The sequence below is a fragment of the Hymenobacter seoulensis genome (assembly GCF_054780535.1).
The window spans coordinates 1,448,519-1,465,458 of record NZ_BAAGWD010000001.1 but is presented as its reverse complement, the minus strand read 5'-3'; the positions used below and the strand labels follow the sequence as shown (position 1 = coordinate 1,465,458).

Genomic DNA, 16,940 nt, shown 5'->3' with positions numbered 1-16,940 from the left:
GCATCGGCTATAAACTAGGCGGCGGGTTTTGCTCCCAGGCTTCGGTGCAGCGGTTGGCCGGTTGCATCGAGGTAGAGATACGTCGGGAAGCTGGCTATATCGTAGCGCCTGGCGAAGGCCGTATCCGTTGTGATGTTGACTTGGTAGCTTATAAATGTGCGGTTGTAGTGGGTGGCCGCGGCGGCATCCTGAAACGTGGTGGCCTCCATTTCGCGGCAAAAATGGCAACCCGGCGAGTACGCGTACACAAAAACCGGCTTGTGCTCCTGGCGCGCTTGCTTCAGCACCACCTCCCACGGGCTAGCGGCAAACCGAATGACCTGGTTCTGGGCCCAACTTGGCAACGTCAGCAAACAGAAAAGTATGGCCAGAGTAACGTGTTTCATTCTAGAGAAGTAATACATCGGATAGTGGAATACAGAGCGGCCCGGCCGCTGATAACACTCGAAATATAGCGCGTTTGCGCAACAGTGCCTGCCAAAACGGCCGCCCACGTACTTCGGCCTGAAGTGTGCCGTATAGCCAGTGTATGGCTCGTTCTGACTCTTTCTTTTCTACTATATCCGCCAAAAAACCGCGCCCCGATGGCAAGCCCAGCCTTACGGTGCGGGAGCGGTTTTCGGCCCTCAAAAACCTACCGGAATTTTTACGCCTGATCTGGCAGACCAGCCCAGCCCTCACGCTCGGCAACGTAGGCCTGCGTCTGCTGCGGGCCGCGTTGCCGGTGGGCATGCTGTATGTGGGTCAACTCATCCTTGATACAGTAGTGCAACTGAGCCGCCAGCCGGCCACGGAGCGGGAGCTGACCCCGGTACTGACCCTAGTGGCGTTGGAGTTTGGGCTGGCTGTGCTTTCCGATGCGCTAGGCCGCGGGGTGGCCCTGCTCGATTCGTTACTCGGCGACCTGTTTGCCAACCAGACTTCGGTACGCCTGATGCAGCACGCCGCCGAGCTGGATCTGGATCAGTTCGAGGACAGCACGTTTTATGATAAGCTGGAGCGCGCCCGCCGCCAAACCCTGTCCCGAACGGTGCTGATGGCCCAGGTACTCAGCCAAGCCCAGGACAGCATTACCATGGTGTTTTTGGCCGTGGGTCTGGTGGCTTTCAACCCATGGCTGCTGCTGTTGCTGCTGGTGGCGGTTGTGCCGGCCTTCCTGGGCGAGTCGCACTTCAATGAGAAAAGCTACTCCTTGGTGCACGGCTGGACGCCCGAACGGCGCGAGCTAGACTACCTGCGCCAAACCGGCGCCTCCGACGAAACGGCTAAAGAAGTTAAGATTTTTGGGCTTTCAGGGTTCCTGATTGACCGGTTTCGCACGCTGTCGGATCAGTTTTACAACCAGAACAAAGCCCTCGTGATTCGGCGGGCCGGCTGGGGTACGTTTTTCGCGGCTATTGGGGCAGGCGGCTATTACGCGGCCTACGTGTACATCATCAGCCAGGCCGTGCGCGGACAGATTTCTATTGGCCAACTGACGTTTCTGGCGGGCTCGTTCGGGCGCATGCGCGGGCTGCTGGAAGGCATTCTGAGCCGGTTCAGCTCGGTGGCCGAAGGGGCGCTGTATCTGCAGGACTTCTTCGATTTTTTCCACCTAGAGCCGCGCATCCGGCGCAATGAGGCCCAACCTGTCCGGCCGTTCCCCAACCCCATCCGGGAAGGGTTCCGGTTTGAAAACGTGGGTTTTAAATACCGCAACGCCGAAAAATGGGCCTTGCGCAACCTCAACTTCACGCTGCAGGCCGGCGAAAAACTAGCCTTGGTAGGCGAAAACGGCGCCGGCAAAACCACCCTGGTAAAGCTGCTTGCCCGCCTCTACGACCCTAGTGAAGGCCGCATTCTGCTCGATGGCTACGACCTGCGCGAGTACGACCCCGCCGAGCTGCGCCAGGAAATTGGCGTAATCTTCCAGGATTTTGTGCGGTTCCAGTTGCCGGCCGGGCAAAACCTAGCCGTGGGCCGCATCGAGCAGAAAGACAACCGCCCGCGCATTGAGCTGGCGGCCTCGCAAAGCCTGGCCGATTCGGTGATTGCTAAGCTGCCCAACGGCTACGACCAAATGATTGGGCGCCGCTTCAACGGCGGCGTAGACCTGAGCGGTGGTGAGTGGCAGAAAATTGCCCTGGGCCGAGCCTACATGCGCGATGCTCAGCTGCTCATCCTCGACGAGCCCACCGCCGCCCTCGATGCCCGCGCCGAGCATGAGGTGTTCCAGCGCTTCAGCGACCTGACCAAAGGCAAAACCGCCGTGCTCATCAGCCACCGCTTCAGCACTGTGCGCATGGCCGACCGCATTTTGGTGATTGAGCACGGCCAGTTTGTGGAAATCGGGAGCCATGAGGAACTGTTGGCCCGAGGCGGCCGCTACGCCGAGCTGTTTCAGTTGCAGGCTGCCGGTTACCGATAAAGTGCGGGGCAGTAACTTGGTCCTATGCAGATAGACTACCATTTCTGGCCCGTTTTGCCCACAGAGGATGCCGCTGCCTTTGAGCCTTTGGTGGCGTTGCTGGCCGAAGTCCTGGAAAGCACACCCACCAGTGTGGCAACTGATTTGCGCTACCGCCAAGGCCAGCAGCCAGTGCAGGCGTGGCTTGCCTCAGTAAATGGCCAACTGGTAGGCTGCAAGCTGGGCCATGAGCGGCAACCCGGGCACTACTACAGCTGGCTGGGCGGCGTGTCGCCAGGCTACCGCCGCCTCGGCGTTGCGGCCGCCCTTATGGAGCAACAGCACGCTTGGTGCCAGGAGCACAACTACCGCCGCATCCGGACGCAAACCTTTAATAAGTGGCGGGCCATGCTGCTGCTGAACCTGCGCCACGGCTTCGATATTGTAGGGACGATACAGGCGGCACGCGGGCTAACCATTGTCCTGGAAAAAGTGCTGGCACAAGAAGCAATGCCGCCTCCGGTACTAGCATCCTAATGCGCCCAAACCCAGGTTAAAATTGCCCTGCGTTTTTTTAAGTAAACCAGAAGCTTGCCCTACGCATCTCAAAAGCACTTCAGGAAAGAAAGACAGAATTTTACTGCTGATAATCAATCGATAAGCAACTTCATTTCGTAAATTGGAAGTACGTCTTTTTTCATTTCCAGTGCCTATGAAATTGCTTGCTACTCTGCTAGCCGGCGGCGGCTTGTTGCTGTCGGGCTGCCTGATGTCGCGCGAAGCTCGCGTGGAATCTGATTACAGCTACTCGGGGCATTTTCGCCGCTACCGCACCTACGAATTCATCAGTGGCGACGGCATCAATTCCGATACCAGCCGGCTGGGAGAAGCCCTGCGCGACGCCATCCGGACCCGGATGAAACTACAGGGCTACCGGCCCGCCAAGCGCCGTGCCGATCTGCTGGTGAACTTCCGGTTATTTGAGGGCGACATGCGCTTTAGAGGTTACGCGCAGGAAGACTTCACGAGGTGGGTGAAAAATGGCAACATCGAGGACGATGAAACTCCGCGTGAAGGCCGCAAAGGCTACCAACCCGTGCGCATGCTCCTTTCGGAGGGCACCCTACTTGTAACCCTGATTGATAACCAGACCAATCGGGCCGTGTGGAATGGGTATGCCTCCGGTGTAAGCGTGCCCCCCGGCCCGCAGGGTGAAGTAGTGCTGCGGCGCTCCGTGCGCTCCATTTTCGACCAGTACCATGTGTTTACAGAAGGCTACCTGCAAGGCAATAATGGCGGCGGTGGCTCAGAAACCGAAAACTAGCCTTGCCGCTGCGCGCTGCAGTTTACTAGCGCCCTGAAGAAGGTTACCGGTTGCGTTCCTGAATGATTTCGGCCGCTATACTGATGGCAATTTCCTCGGGGGTGCGGCTATGGATGGGTAGCCCGATCGGCGCCCGCAGGCGGGCCAGCTGTTCTTCCGGCACACTTTCGGCGCGCAGCGTACCTAGTAGCTCCGCTATTTTGGCCGCGCTGCCCAGCACACCCAGATACCGAACCGGATGCTGGAGCAGCTGGCGCAGTGCTACTAGGTCGGAGCGGTAGCCAAACGTCATCAGAACAACATAGTGGTTCGGGCCTCCGGGGATTTCGCGGGCTAGCTCTTCGTAGCGCACGGTGCGCTTATGATGCGCAAAGGTGTTGCTTAAATGCGTGTTCAAGCACGGTCGGTCGTCTAGCACCGTCAGCTCAAAATCAAGCATGCTCAGCACCTTCGATAAGGCTAGGCTCACGTGGCCGGCCCCTACAATAGTGGCGTGGTCGCGAAAGCCTAGCCGCTCGCTATAGTACCAGTCGGGGCCGGGCCGGAACTGAAACGTGGGCGCCGTGCTGCCGGGCAGTACCTGCAAGCCGTGTGCCGCCGATAACTCCAGCTGGGCCGGGGCCAACTCGCGCAAGGCCCGCTTGCACTCTACCACCGCCGGTAAATCAGAAGCCCTGAGCGGGAACACCAGCACCCATTGCTCGCCGGAGCAAATCATGCCGGAGCGGTCAGCGGAGGCTGCTTTCTGATGGATTTGCTGGCGGAGCAGGGGCTGCGGGGCGTCGTCGCGGAGCAGTGCGCGGGCCAGCTCCACAAACTTGTGCTCCATGATGCCGCCCCCAATGGAGCCGGCCAGACTAGCGGCCGTTACCGTCATTTTGAATCCTTGGCGGCCGGGGCTGCTGCCTTGGCTGGCGGGCACGCACAGCAACGCCACCGGAATGCCGGCCCGTAGGTTGGCGGCCGCGTGTTGCCACACGAGCAGGTCGCGCGGGGCCGGTGGCAAGTCAGGTACGAAATCCAATGTGGGGTAAGTAAACGAAATGGAAGTAGGTTGTGTGGCTACCAGCTTTCGTGAGGTAAACCAATGAGCGTAAGACAGGTTTGAGCAGCCACGGCACCTAGGTTACTTGGTTAGAGCCAAACGGCACTCACGGCATAATACACCGCCATCAGGCCCGAAAACACAGCACTGGCCACAAACCGCCACTCAGCCGATACTTTGTTCTGAATAAAGTAGTTGGCGCCCAACGAAGCCGGAATATTAACCAGAAACGACCGGGTTGCGAGCGGCAGCAGGCCTAGGGTTATCTGCTCTGGGTGGCCAGAAAACAGCCGCAGAAACACGTAGTGCCGCGCTATCCAGAGCGGGTTGAAATACAGCAACGACAGGGACGCGCGCAGCAGTTTCGTGGGCCAACTGGCTTGGGCGCTAGGCGGAACCCGGCGGTCAAGCCAGCGGAAATACGCGGGCACCTCAGTCGAGTAAAGAAGGCCGCCCACCAGTGCCATACCCAGCAGACGCTCCCACGAAAATTGGTGCAGCAATAGTGCCGCTACGGTGTCGCCGGCGGCGTAAATCAGGAAGCCGCGGAAGTGGTTGCGTAGTTGGATGGAGCGGGTGAGTGCCAAGCGTGGGTGGTAGAAGGGGCGTCGGGGTAGAGGTTCAGAAGTACTTTTTCCGGCGTCATGGGAGCGGAGAAAGGCAGCGGAGCATCGGGGCGGAAGGCTCGTACGGCGTCGCGCAGGGCAAAGTAGGTGCCAATGCCATACATCAGCGGGGGCTCGCCCACGGCCTTGGAGCGCATGACGGCCCTAGGGTGGCCGGGCGTATCTAGGAAATGCACATCCAGCACCTTAGGTGCCGAGTAAAGGTCCGGAATTTTGTAGGAGTTCAGCGAGTTGCTGAGTAAGCGGCCCTCCTCGTTGTACACCAGCTCTTCCAGCGTCATCCAGCCAATACCCTGCACGGCGCCGCCTTCAATCTGGCCGCGGTCTACAGCCGGGTTTAAGCTCTGCCCGAAATCGTGCGCAATGCGTACGGCCTCTACCTCATAGGTGCCGCGCAGGCAATCAACGCGCACCGTGGTGAGGGCAGTGCCATACACGTGGTAGGCAAACGGGTAGCCCTGATTGGTTTCCGCATCAAAATGCAAATCGGGGGTAGCGTAGTGGGCGTTTTCGGAGAGGCTGATGCGCTGCCAATACGCCGCTGAAACTAGTTTTTCCCAGGTAGTATCGGCGGGAGTGCCGGCGGCTAGCACCTGCTCGTTTTCAATATGCAGGCCTTCGTAGTCCATTTTCAGCTCCGTGGCGGCTAGGCGCAAGAGCCGTTCACGCAGGGCCAAACAAGCCAGCTCCGTGGCCTTGCCGTTCAGGTCGGCGGTGGCGGAGGCAGCAGAAGGCGAGGTATTGGCCACGCGCGTGGTGTTGGTGCTTTCTACCTTGATGCGGCCTAGCGAAATGCCTAGGGTTTGGGCTGCCACCTGGGCAATTTTCGTGTTCACGCCCTGGCCCATTTCCACGGCACCCGTGCTTACACCCACTGAGCCATCGGTGTAAATGTGCACCAGCGCCCGCGCTTGGTTCATGGCGGTTTTGGTGAAGGAAATGCCAAAGCAAATCGGCATTACGGCCAACCCCTTCTTCACTAGCTTGTGCGCAGCATTGAACTCCGCCACCTCTTGGCGCAGCGCCGGCAGGTTGTAGAGGTCAGCAGCAGTATCCCAGGCTTGCTCGGCGTGGCAGCCTTCCGTGGGCTGGCGGTACGGAAACAGGTCGCCTTCCCGGAGCAGGTTGCGGCGCTGAATGTCACTGGCTTCTACCCCCAAGCGCTCTGCCGCACAGGCAATGGCCGACTCAATTACAAACATGCCCTGCGGTCCGCCAAAGCCCCGGAAGGCCGTATTGGGCGGCAGGTTGGTGCGGCAACTGTAAGCCGTGGCCGTTACGTTCGGAACAAAGTAGGTGTTGGTGGAGTGAAATAAGGTCCGCTCCAGAACGGCCGGCGATAAATCGGCAGCGGCACCGGCGTTTTGGTAGAAAGTAGCCTCGTAGGCTACAATCCGCAGGTTTTCGTCGAGCCCGATTTTGAAGTCGGAGGAGTAGGGGTGGCGCTTGCCGGTCATGCGCATGTCGGCCATGCGGTCCAGCACCAGCTTTACGGGGCGCCGGGCCACAATGGCACCTAGGGCCGCCAGGGCACCCCACGGCGTGGCCTGGTCTTCTTTACCGCCAAAGCCGCCGCCTAGGCGCGTCACGTCGACTTCCACTTGGTGCATGCCGAGGCCTAGTACGCGAGCCGTGTGGCGCTGAACAGCCGTGGGGCCTTGCGTAGAGGAAACAATGCGCACGCCGCCCATTTCGGTGGGAAAAGCGTAAGCTCCCTGCGTTTCGATGTATAAGTGCTCCTGTCCACCCGACTCTGCCACGCCCTCGAAAACGTGGGCGCAGTGTGCCCAGGCCGCTGCTGAGTCGCCGATGCGGAAAGTGCGCGGTGGCACAATCAGCTCGTTTTGGGCGGCCGCCACCCTAGGGTCCACTATCACCGGCAAGGGCGCTACCGCTACCCGCACGTGCGCCAGAGCCGCATGGGCAGCATGCTCGGAGTTGGCCAGGACCAGGGCTATGGGCTGACCCCGGAAATGCACGTGGCCTTCGGCCAGCAACGGCTCATCGGGCACGATGCCGCCAATCTGGTTTTCACCCGGAATATCAGCAGCCGTGATAACGCGCACTACGCCGGGCTGTAGCAGAGCCGCTGAAGCATCAATGGCCAGCAGCTGGCCGTGCGCCACCGGTGACTCAACTACCGCAGCGTACAACGTGCCGTGCTGCACCGGAATATCATCGAGGTACTGAGACTCGCCGCGCACGTGGCGGTTCGGATCGAGGTGGTTCATGCAAAAAAGGGTGGGAAGTGGGGGCGGTAAGAGAGGGGAGAAGCAAAAGCGAGCGGTGCGTACTAGGCCTTGGATGACCAGCAACCGCCAGGCAATTACTCCGGCACTCCCGCGCCAAAGTGAGCCGTCAGGAGTTGGCGCAACAGCAGGCGCTTGTACTGCTCGGTGCCCCGCACGTCGCTGATGGGGCTGATTTCCTGCTGGGCCAGTGTGAGGGCCTGCTGCATAGTTTCAGTAGAAAGCGGCTTTCCTACCAGGCTGGCGGCGGCGCGGCGCAGCAGCAGCGGAATAGGCCCCACGCCGCCAGCCGAGAGGCGGGCCTGCTGCACTACCCCGCCCGAGAGGCGCAACCACGCTGCCGTGTTCACGCTGGCAATATCGAGGTGGGTGCGCTTCGAGACTTTTTCGAAGTTGAACACATCATCAGCTAGGGGCGCCGGAAACCGAATGCTAAGCACCTGTTCATCGGGTGCTTTCGCCAGCTTCTTGTAGTCGAGATACAGCTCCGAGAGCAACAACGTGCGGCGCTGCCCCAGGGCAGCTTCCAGCTCGATTTCGGCTCCCAATGCTAAAAACATGATGGTTAAGTCGCCGATGGGGGAGGCGTTGATGAAGTTGCCGGCCACGGTACCCATCTGGCGGATGGGCGTGCTGCTTACTAGCTTCAGAAAACGCGGCAACTCCGGCAGAACCTCCAGAAAAATGGGTGATTCCATGAGCTGCTGGGCCGTAGTGGCAGCCCCCAGAATAATGGTGTCAGCTTCCCGACGAATGCCGCGCAGGTGGCGTTGGTCGTACACCAGCTCAACAGGAACGGCGCGTACCTGCTCGGGGCGTTGTACCAGCAAATCGGTGCCACCACCGAGAATTTGCGCCCGCACGGCCGCTGCGGCATCTAGGCCATTTGATGGGTTTGGGCCTTGGGTAGGGCTAGTAGCTTCAGTGCCACCCGTTGCGGCGGCTGCCTCGGCGTTGCGCAGGGCCGCGAGCTTACTAGGTATGCCAGCGAAGTAAACCGGCACAAACCCCTGCTCCGCCAGCCACGGCAAGGGCGAAACGGCTGGACGCTGCTCTAGGTGCTGCTGCAACTGCGCTGCTGCCCGCTCTAGGCTTTTGTAGCCCGTGCAGCGGCAAATGTTGCCATCAATGGAAGCCAGCACCGAGGTAGGGGTACTAGGCTTTTCACTCAGGGCGTGCCCCGTCAACGACATTACGAAGCCTACCGTGCAAAAGCCGCACTGCGAGCCGCCTTCCGCCACAATGGCCTGCTGCACGGGCGTGAGGGCCGTGCGCGCCGCATTGATGCCCTCTACCGTTACCACATGCTTGCCGTGCGCATTGCCCAAGGGAGTCAGGCAGGAGGTCATCGACTGGTACTGCACTACCTCGCCGCCAGGCGCCAACTCACCCACCAACACCGTGCAGGCTCCACAATCGCCTTCACGGCACCCAATTTTGGTGCCCGTCAGGTGCTGGTTGTAGCGCACGAAATCGAGCAGGGTGCTGCCGGCTGGCTGGTCGGTGCGGATAAGCTGGTCGTTGAGGTAAAACTGAAGCATGGGGTGGCGGAAAAATCAGAAGCGGAAAGGAAAGTTACGGGAATTTAAGGTTTTGTCGCACCTATTTGCGCTTATCCGTACAGGGAGGTGGAGGGTGCTTTCGGTGGTATTTGCTTGAGCAGCAAGGTTGTAGCCGGTGAGGCGTGCGCTAGCCAATGCATTGGCGTAAACCTCTTGCGGCCAGCTGCCGGAGCCTCACCTACTACAGAGCTGCGCGGCTTTTTCTACTTTCGGCCTGGTTTTAGCCACGAGGCACCCTAGGCCTATTTCCTCTCCCCCTATGAAATCATTCTCCTCTCTTCGTGCTGCGCTTACCCTGCTGGCCGGGGCTGGCCTGCTGTTTACAGCGTCGTGCACCTCGCCCCGCGCTATTGTGAGCACCGGCAAAGTAACGCCCCGCGGCGAGTTTCGGGTGGGCGGCAACATGGCTTTTAGTGTGCCCACTGAAACCCTCAGCAAAACCGGCTCGGCGCTCCTGACGGCGGCCCGCGAAACGGCCAACAAGGATACCGTTCAGTACAACCAAACCATTGAAAAGCTGCAGATTGCGGCCTTGGCTTACGTGCTGGATCCGGTGCGCCCCAACTCCGACCTATACGTGCGCTATGGCCTCATTGAGCGGCTGGATGTGGGCTATAAGTATGGGTTTGGCTCGCACATTTTCGATGCCATGTACCAGTTTATGGGCCCCACCGGTACACCCGAAAACCCCGGTAGCCGCCAGGCGGGCACCACCTACGGCAGCATCGGGTTGCAGTTTGCCACCCAGCGCGCCAAGCTACCCAGCATTCCTTTCCTCGATAACGTAGCTGATTTCCTGGGCTTTCGGGCCAGCCGGCAGGATATTATTATCCCGCTCGTTTTCAGCCAATCACTAGGCACTGAGGAGGAAATAGGCGCTATTTCGTACGGTGTAATGTATGCGCACAGCTTCTTTAAATACGGATTCCAGCCCACCAACCTCTATAATGGGCCCGGCAGTGGCTCGGTGAGCAGCAAAATTCCTTCGCTTCCATCGGCCAAAAACAACTTTGGCTCGTTTGGAGCCTTCTTCAACGCCAAGCTGGGCTACCGCTACGCCTACTTTATTCCGGCCCTCTCAGTATACTACCAGAATTACGGCGAGTACCAACTGCTCAACAACAAATCCACCAAGCTCAGCGGCCTCACATTCATTCCGAGCCTAGGCGTACAGTTCCGGATTCCAGGCAGCCGCTAGGCACTTCTTGGCCTCAAACTGAAAGCCCTGCCACGGTTGTGGTAGGGCTTTTTTATGCCTTATTGCTCACCGCCCGGGGTGTACTAGCCTTCCGTAGTAAGCCAAGTCCGCAGCTCAGCCAAGCGTGCTTGCTTTTCAGCTTCGCGGCGGTGCAGGGCGCTAGCGGTCCAGTAGGAGTGTGCCTCCAGAAATTTCACCTGTATCTGGTTCCAGGCGCGCTCATCGGCTACCATATTTCGCTGCCGCAGCTCCGCATACAGCGTCTGGCTGATGGGCCAGAAATCGGGGCGGCCAAGGTAGTCGAGGTCGGCGTCGCAGAGCAACTGGGCCAGTACGGATGGGCCTGGGCTTTGAGGTACCTGCGTGGCCATAATCATCTGGCAGATAAGCACCACGTGCGCTTCTGAAAACCCAAAGCCGGGCAGCACCTGCCGCACTATCTCGCAGCCACATGCCTCGTGGCCTTGGTATGCGGTCAGGAAGCCTACATCATGATACAATGCGGCTACACGCAGCAGTGCCAGGTCTTCGGGGTCGGAAATACCTTCGGCCGCGGCCAATGACTGCGCCTGTTCCACTACATCGAGGGTGTGGTGCAGGCCGTGATAATACAGGGTAGGGGGCAAGTGCTGACGCAGCTGATCGAGCACGTACGCTTCGGCGCGTGGGCAGTCCATGGTGGGGTAGAGAGGAAATATCCGTCTCTAAGTACAGGAAAAATCCGGCTTCGTGCGACTGCCCCTCCTATCTTGCAACTTCTCAGCACCAGCTTTCTTTCTCGAATGACATTACTTGCGCGTTGGCAGCAGCTACTAGGTATCCGGCCCGAAGAAGGCCGGACGGTGGGGCTGTTCTTTCTGCACAACTTTTTGCTTGGCATCGGCACCATTCTCGTGTACGTGTCGGCCAACGTTATCCTGCTCGAAAATAACCCCGAGCGCAACTTGCCGCTGGCCTATGGGGTAGCGGCGGTGCTGATGATGGTAGCGGGCAAAATATACGCGCACTTCGAGCACCACTTAGGGTTGCAGCGCGTGGCGGTGCGCGTGTTGCTGGCCGTGGTGGCCCTTACAGGCGTGCTTGGCGTGCTGGTGGCCGTTGGGCACTCGGTGGCGGCGGCCGTGGCTATTATGGCAGGCTACCGCGTCATTTATCTGCTCACCAACCTAGAGTTTTGGGGCGTGTCGGCGGTGGTGTTTGATGTGCGCCAAAGCCGCCGCTTGTTCAGCGTCATCAGCTCCGGCGATATGCCCGCCAAGGCTCTCGGCGCCGTGTTGGCCATCCTGATTCATCATCACACCGACTTGCTCTGGCTGTTGCTCACCGCATTTGGCGCCTACATTGGGGCGTTGCTGGTATTGCAGGCTACGGGCCGGTTGCACCTAGTAGAGGCCCGCTCGGCCGCCCGCGCCCTTCGCTCCGAAACGGTAGCGCCGGCTTTGCAGCGCTGGTTTGGGAGCAGCCGCCTGGTGCTATCCATGTGCCTGAGCATGCTGGCCGTAGCCGCCGTGAACACCGGCATCGAATACACCTTCTTCGTAAATGTAAAGCAGCGCTTTCATGATCAGGCCCTCGTGATGCGCTACGTAGGCAACGTGCTGGTCCTGACGTATTTGCTGGCTCTCGTGTTCAAGTTGCTGCTCACGAGTCAAACGCTTGACCGTATCGGATTCCGCGGCACGCTACTAGCGTTGCCTGCCACCATATTAGTTGGGCTGGGCCTGTTTGGGGTGTTCCAGTACATTGGGGCCGATGACAGCTTGATGCTCCTGTATTTCTGCGGCCTGTTTCTGGCCCTGGAAATCCTGCGCCGCGCTGTGTTTGATCCGGTATTTCTGGTGTTGTTTCAGCCCTTGCCGGCCCATGAGCGGCTGCAGGCCCACACGCTGGCCAAAGGCTTTTATGAGCCGCTGGGCATGGGCCTGGCCGGCGTGCTGCTGTACGCCAGCCACAGCGTGCCTCAACTCAGCCAAGGCCTCACGTTTGCCTGGATGAGCCTGCTGATGTTAGTGGCGCTAGGCATGCTTTACCGCACCTATGGCCATTACCTGGCGGAGCTGCAACACGCCGTGAGCCGGCGCTTTGCCGGTCCGGATGAAATTCCGATGCCCTCCACCAACGGACATGCCCCCGGCCCAAACCCCACACCCGTACCCGATGCCGCCGCTATTCAGGCCTTAGTAGCAGACCTCGCCACCAAAAGCACCCGCAGCGCGGCTACTAGTCACCTGCTCCAGCTCGGAGAAGCAGCCTTGCCAGCCTTAACTCAAACCCTAGGCACCAGCACCGACGAAGCTCAGATCAGGCGCGTGGCCTTGCTATGCGGGCATGTGCAGCACCCCCAAAGCCGCCAGGCCCTGGTAACGCTAGCTCAACGTCCCGAGCTGGTCCGGCGCGAAGCCGCGCTGCGGGCTCTGCGCAGTTTTGATCCGGCCCCTACTGATGCTGCGGTGTTTCAGGCCTTGGTGCAGGAGGAACTGCAGCGGGCCCAGCAGTTGCTGCAAGGGCAGGCCACTACCCCCCATGCGCGCCTGCAAACCAGCCTTGAGTACGAGCTTACCCGCCTGCAGCAGCGCCTGTTTGGCTTGTTGTTGCAGTTGTATCCGCCCCAGCTCATTGCCGATGCCCAGCGCGGGGTAGTGCACGCCGCGCGGGAGCGGCAAGCTAATGCGCTTGAAATTCTCGATAACCTGATTCCGCGGCCGATGTACCAGGCCCTGCAAACGCTGTTGGAAATAGCGCCGGCATCTGAAAAAGCACGGCGGTTTGCTGCGCTACTAGGTCCTGCGGGCAAGGCAACCCCCAGCATCGTGCACAGCATAGTAGAACAGGGTGAGCACACTTTCTCCGACTGGACCGTGAGCCTGGCCCTGAGCACGTGGCAGCCCACGCCCTACACCATTGAGCTGGTACTACCCCATTTACACAGCGCAAGCCGGCTGGTACGAGAAAGTGCGGTAGCTGCACTCGAGCAGTTTGCGCACAATGCCCCTGAGCGCTACCAAAACCTGTTGGCCGCTCACCCCTCGTTATTATCCTTGCTTATGAGCCACCACGCCACCACGTCCTTCTTGCCGGCTACGGAGCTGGTACAGCTTCTCAAAAACACTGCCCTGTTCTCTGCTACCCCCGAAAACGTGCTTAGCAGCATTGTGCCTATTATGAAGGAGGTGGAGTTTGCGGATGGCCAGCAGATTTTTGCCAAAGGCGACCTAGGGACTTCACTTTTCATTGTGCACCAGGGCGAGGTAGGCATTTTCACCGGTAGTCAGCAGTTAGCCACTTTCCGGCCCGGCGACTTCTTTGGCGAATTGGCTCTCCTGGATGCCGAGCCCCGTTCGGCTACGGCCATAGCCCAAGGCAGGGTGGTAGCGTTCCGCCTCGATCAGGAAGACTTCTATGATGTGATGGAAGAGCGCAGTGAAGTGTTGCGCAACATTCTGCGCGTGCTTTGCCAGCGCTTGCGCCGCCAGAACGAGAAAATGCAGGCCTAATAAAACAGTCGAGGGTTTACTAGCCCCAGTGTGCTAGTAAACCCTCGGCCGCCTAGGTATATCTGGCTAGGCTACTACCTCGTAAATCATGACGGGCTGCACCTTGTTCTTGAGGGTAACTTCTTTGATGGGCTTGCACTGAAACGACTCTTTCAGCCGCTGATAGGTAGCCTCGGTAATGATAATCTGGCCCGGAGACGCCACGGACTGCAGGCGCTGGCTGATGTTTACATTATCCCCGATAACGGTGTAATCGAGGCGCTTCAGCGAGGCGGACCCAATGTTGCCCGATACCATTTCGCCGGTGTTGATGCCAATGCTGACCTCTGGCTGGTAGGGCTTGCCATTCGGTAAGGTGCTTTGGTTGGCTTGCACCACCGTACGCACCGCCAGCGCCGCATCCACAGCGCGGTCGAGGTGGTATTCGCCGCGGAACACGGCCATCACGGCGTCGCCCATAAACTTATCCACGTAGCCGCCTTGCGCAATAATCTCCTTCACCATCTGGTCGAAGTAAGTGTTGAGCATGGTTACCACATCAGCAGGGGGGAGTACTTCCGACAGCGACGTGAAGCCGCAGATATCAATGAATACCACCGTAGCCTCTACGGTTTCGCTGGCCATGAGCTGGTTTTCAAAGCCGGGCTTGCCTACAAAGTTGAGCACGGTTTCATCCACGTACATTTTCAGGATGTTGTTTTCCTGAATGGCGCGCAAGGTTTCGCGCAGCTGCTTTACGTGCGCCGCTGTTTTGTCCATGGTCACTTCCAGGTCCTGAAAGTCCACGGGTTTAGTCACGAAATCGAAAGCGCCGCGGTTCATGGCCGTCCGGATATTCTGCATGTCGCCGTAGGCGGACACCATCACCGTTTTCAGCACCGGGTTCACTTCCTGCAGCTTGGTCAGCAACGTTAGGCCATCCATCACCGGCATGTTGATGTCGGACAGAATAATATCCAGATCGGGATGCGCCTGCACGGAATCCAGGGCTTCCTGGCCGTTGTGGGCGAAGGTAAACTCGTAGTTTCCCTCCCGAATTTTGCGGCGGAATTTCTGCTTGATGAGCAGCTCTAAATCTGCCTCATCGTCTACAACCAGAATTTTAGTTTTCATGGTGGGCTAGCGAGATGAGTTTTTCTTTGAGGGCGGCAAAGTCCACGGGCTTGGTCAGGAAATCGTTGGCTCCCAGCTCCAGGGCTTCGTTTCGGCTATCGTCGTCGCCATAGGCCGTAATCATCATAACCAGCGGAGCCGCCGGAGGGGGCGGGGCCAGGTATTCCTTCTTGATCTGCTTGAGCAGCTCCAGGCCGCTCATGCCGGGCATGTTGATATCGGATAGAATCAGGACGACTTCGGAGGCATGATCGTGCAGGTAGGCAAGAGCCTCCTCACCCGAATACGCAAACGTGAACGAGAACTCGCCGCTGCGGATTTCGCGCCGGAAGCGTTGCTCGAACAGGGTGCGTACGTCCATTTCGTCGTCAACAACCAGTATTTTTATCATGAACTAAGGCTGCCGAAGCAGACAATGAGAGAAGTAAACATGAAAGACGGCAAAAAGCAGCAACTGGCTGTGTAGGATACTACAACAGTTACTTCGCTTTTTCGCCGCGGGGTAGGGTAATAATAAACTCCGTGCTTTCTCCTTCTACCGTTTCCACCTCCAGCGTACCGCCGTGGCCCTTCGTGACGATGTCGTAGCTGAGCGAGAGGCCCAGGCCCGTGCCCTCGCCGGTGGGTTTGGTAGTAAAGAAAGGCTGAAATATTTTTTCGACCAGAGCTTCGGGAATGCCCGTGCCGTTGTCGCGGACCCGCACCTGCACTTCATCAGAAGGCAGGCACCGGGTAGTTACCGTTACGGTAGGAGTGTAGTTAGGCAGTTTCAGGGCCTGCTTTTTCTGCACAGCGTAAAAAGCATTCGTGAATAGGTTCAGCAGCACGCGGCCTAAGTCCTGCGAAATGGCCTCGATGGAGCCCGTGCGCTCATCCAGATCGGTTACGAGGGTAGCGTTGAAAGTTTTGTCTTTGGCGCGCAGGCCGTGGTAAGCTAGGCGCAGGTATTCGTCGGCCAGCAAGTTCAGGTCAGTAGATTGCCGCTCGCCGTTGCTGGCCCGGCTGTGCTCTAGCATACCGCGCACAATGCTGGCCGCCCGCTGCCCGTGGTGCGTGATTTTCTGCAGGTTCTGCTTTAAGTCATTAAGCAAATCGGCTTCCAGGGCAGGGTCGCGGTCAGGGTTGTTCTGCTCTTCTTCCAGCTCCGTCACCAGCTCCGTACTCACATCCGAGAAGTTGGTAACGAAGTTGAGCGGGTTCTGAATTTCGTGGGCAATGCCGGCCGTAAGCTCACCGAGGCTGGCCATCTTTTCGGCCTGAATAAGTTGGGCTTGGGTGGTTTTTAGCTCTGTCAGGGCGTGGCGCAGTTCCTCGGCCTGCTGGGTAAGCGTGGCCGTGCGCTCGGCAACAAGTCGTTCCAGCTCGGCATTCTGGGCCTCAATCAGGCGCTTGGCTTTTTCATCTTCTTCGCGGGCTATACGTTCTTTTTCCAGGTTTTTCTTTTGACTGCGAGCAATCAGCAAGAAGGTAAATAACCAGATAAAGGCAAACCCTTTGGAGTTTTCCAGCGAGTCATCGTACTCTTTCAGCAAGCTGGCGCCGCCCAAGGCTATCAGGAGCTCCACGAGCGAGTAGAGCACAAACGGAGCCACTGCCAGCAAGAGGGTGCGGGCCGGCCGGTAATCGCGCACTTGGAACAACACAAGAACCACGGTTCCCAGCACAAAAAGCATGTAGAGCTCATCCAGCTGATCGGACTTCCATTGGATGGCTCGTGCCACTACAAACAGGAGCAGGCCCGGAAGCCATAGCCAGTTAAGCAGCCGATTTTGTACAGGTAAGCGTGTTGGTAAATCCAGAAACCGGCGCAATCCTCGTACGATGAGCAAGGCTACTCCCACACTGAGCAATACATCGGCATTAAGATTCATGGGTGAAGCAAGTGAAGGAGGCAGAGGGGGTTAAGAGCGGCGGCGGAGAAAAGCTTCAGCTTCCTGAAGAAG

General features: G+C 58.8%; 14 protein-coding genes. 5 read left to right on the top strand and 9 right to left on the bottom strand.

Annotated features, from left to right (window positions below; all coding sequences use genetic code 11):
* Window positions 1–14: 14 nt before the first annotated feature.
* Window positions 15–386, bottom strand: a complete 372-nt coding sequence (locus ACYVHC_RS06295; RefSeq protein WP_460612815.1) for a thioredoxin family protein — start codon at window positions 384–386, stop codon at window positions 15–17.
* 143 nt (window positions 387–529) lie between these two features.
* Between ACYVHC_RS06295 and ACYVHC_RS06290 the strand changes: the two genes are divergently transcribed.
* From ACYVHC_RS06290 to ACYVHC_RS06280, 3 genes are all read left to right on the top strand, one after another.
* The gene (locus ACYVHC_RS06290; protein ID WP_460612814.1) at window positions 530–2,407 is read left to right on the top strand and encodes an ABC transporter ATP-binding protein; all 1,878 of its coding nucleotides are present in this window, start codon (window positions 530–532) and stop codon (window positions 2,405–2,407) included.
* Window positions 2,408–2,431: 24 nt separating this feature from the next.
* Window positions 2,432–2,923: a GNAT family N-acetyltransferase gene (locus ACYVHC_RS06285; RefSeq protein ID WP_460612813.1), complete on the top strand. Its 492-nt coding sequence runs from the start codon at window positions 2,432–2,434 to the stop codon at window positions 2,921–2,923.
* A gap of 175 nt (window positions 2,924–3,098) precedes the next feature.
* On the top strand, window positions 3,099–3,710 hold the full coding sequence (locus tag ACYVHC_RS06280) for a DUF4136 domain-containing protein (protein ID WP_460612812.1): 612 nt from the start codon (window positions 3,099–3,101) through the stop codon (window positions 3,708–3,710).
* A gap of 43 nt (window positions 3,711–3,753) precedes the next feature.
* Here the strand turns inward: ACYVHC_RS06280 and ACYVHC_RS06275 are convergent, their stop codons facing one another.
* The 4 genes from ACYVHC_RS06275 to ACYVHC_RS06260 all read right to left on the bottom strand — a co-directional run bounded on the left by ACYVHC_RS06275 (window position 3,754) and on the right by ACYVHC_RS06260 (window position 9,171).
* Window positions 3,754–4,734, bottom strand: coding sequence for an XdhC family protein (locus ACYVHC_RS06275; protein WP_460612811.1), 981 nt, complete (start codon window positions 4,732–4,734; stop codon window positions 3,754–3,756).
* A gap of 110 nt (window positions 4,735–4,844) precedes the next feature.
* Window positions 4,845–5,342 (bottom strand): hypothetical protein, encoded by a 498-nt coding sequence (locus ACYVHC_RS06270; protein WP_460612810.1) that lies wholly within the window; start codon window positions 5,340–5,342, stop codon window positions 4,845–4,847.
* A complete protein-coding gene (locus ACYVHC_RS06265; RefSeq protein WP_460612809.1) occupies window positions 5,291–7,612 on the bottom strand; it encodes a xanthine dehydrogenase molybdopterin binding subunit in 2,322 nt (773 codons plus the stop codon). The genes ACYVHC_RS06270 and ACYVHC_RS06265 overlap by 52 nt, the downstream gene beginning before the upstream one ends.
* Window positions 7,613–7,707: 95 nt before the next feature.
* Window positions 7,708–9,171, bottom strand: coding sequence for an FAD binding domain-containing protein (locus ACYVHC_RS06260; RefSeq protein WP_460612808.1), 1,464 nt, complete (start codon window positions 9,169–9,171; stop codon window positions 7,708–7,710).
* A 280-nt stretch (window positions 9,172–9,451) separates the two neighbouring features.
* Here ACYVHC_RS06260 and ACYVHC_RS06255 point away from each other — a divergent pair, with 280 nt between their 5' ends.
* Window positions 9,452–10,390, top strand: coding sequence for a hypothetical protein (locus tag ACYVHC_RS06255; protein ID WP_460612807.1), 939 nt, complete (start codon window positions 9,452–9,454; stop codon window positions 10,388–10,390).
* Window positions 10,391–10,473: 83 nt separating this feature from the next.
* Here the strand turns inward: ACYVHC_RS06255 and ACYVHC_RS06250 are convergent, their stop codons facing one another.
* The gene (locus tag ACYVHC_RS06250; protein ID WP_460612806.1) at window positions 10,474–11,067 is read right to left on the bottom strand and encodes an HD domain-containing protein; all 594 of its coding nucleotides are present in this window, start codon (window positions 11,065–11,067) and stop codon (window positions 10,474–10,476) included.
* Window positions 11,068–11,172: 105 nt separating this feature from the next.
* Here ACYVHC_RS06250 and ACYVHC_RS06245 point away from each other — a divergent pair, with 105 nt between their 5' ends.
* A complete protein-coding gene (locus ACYVHC_RS06245; protein ID WP_460612805.1) occupies window positions 11,173–13,884 on the top strand; it encodes a cyclic nucleotide-binding domain-containing protein in 2,712 nt (903 codons plus the stop codon).
* Window positions 13,885–13,950: 66 nt separating this feature from the next.
* Here ACYVHC_RS06245 and ACYVHC_RS06240 read toward each other — a convergent pair whose 3' ends face one another.
* The 3 genes from ACYVHC_RS06240 to ACYVHC_RS06230 form a co-directional block, all read right to left on the bottom strand.
* Window positions 13,951–14,997, bottom strand: coding sequence for an adenylate/guanylate cyclase domain-containing protein (locus ACYVHC_RS06240; protein WP_460612804.1), 1,047 nt, complete (start codon window positions 14,995–14,997; stop codon window positions 13,951–13,953).
* On the bottom strand, window positions 14,987–15,388 hold the full coding sequence (locus ACYVHC_RS06235; protein WP_460612803.1) for a response regulator: 402 nt from the start codon (window positions 15,386–15,388) through the stop codon (window positions 14,987–14,989). Before ACYVHC_RS06235 ends, ACYVHC_RS06240 begins: the two co-directional genes overlap by 11 nt.
* A gap of 88 nt (window positions 15,389–15,476) precedes the next feature.
* Window positions 15,477–16,868 carry an ATP-binding protein gene (locus ACYVHC_RS06230; protein WP_460612802.1) on the bottom strand — a complete coding sequence of 464 codons (1,392 nt, stop codon included), beginning with the start codon at window positions 16,866–16,868 and terminating at the stop codon, window positions 15,477–15,479.
* Window positions 16,869–16,940 lie beyond the last annotated feature (72 nt).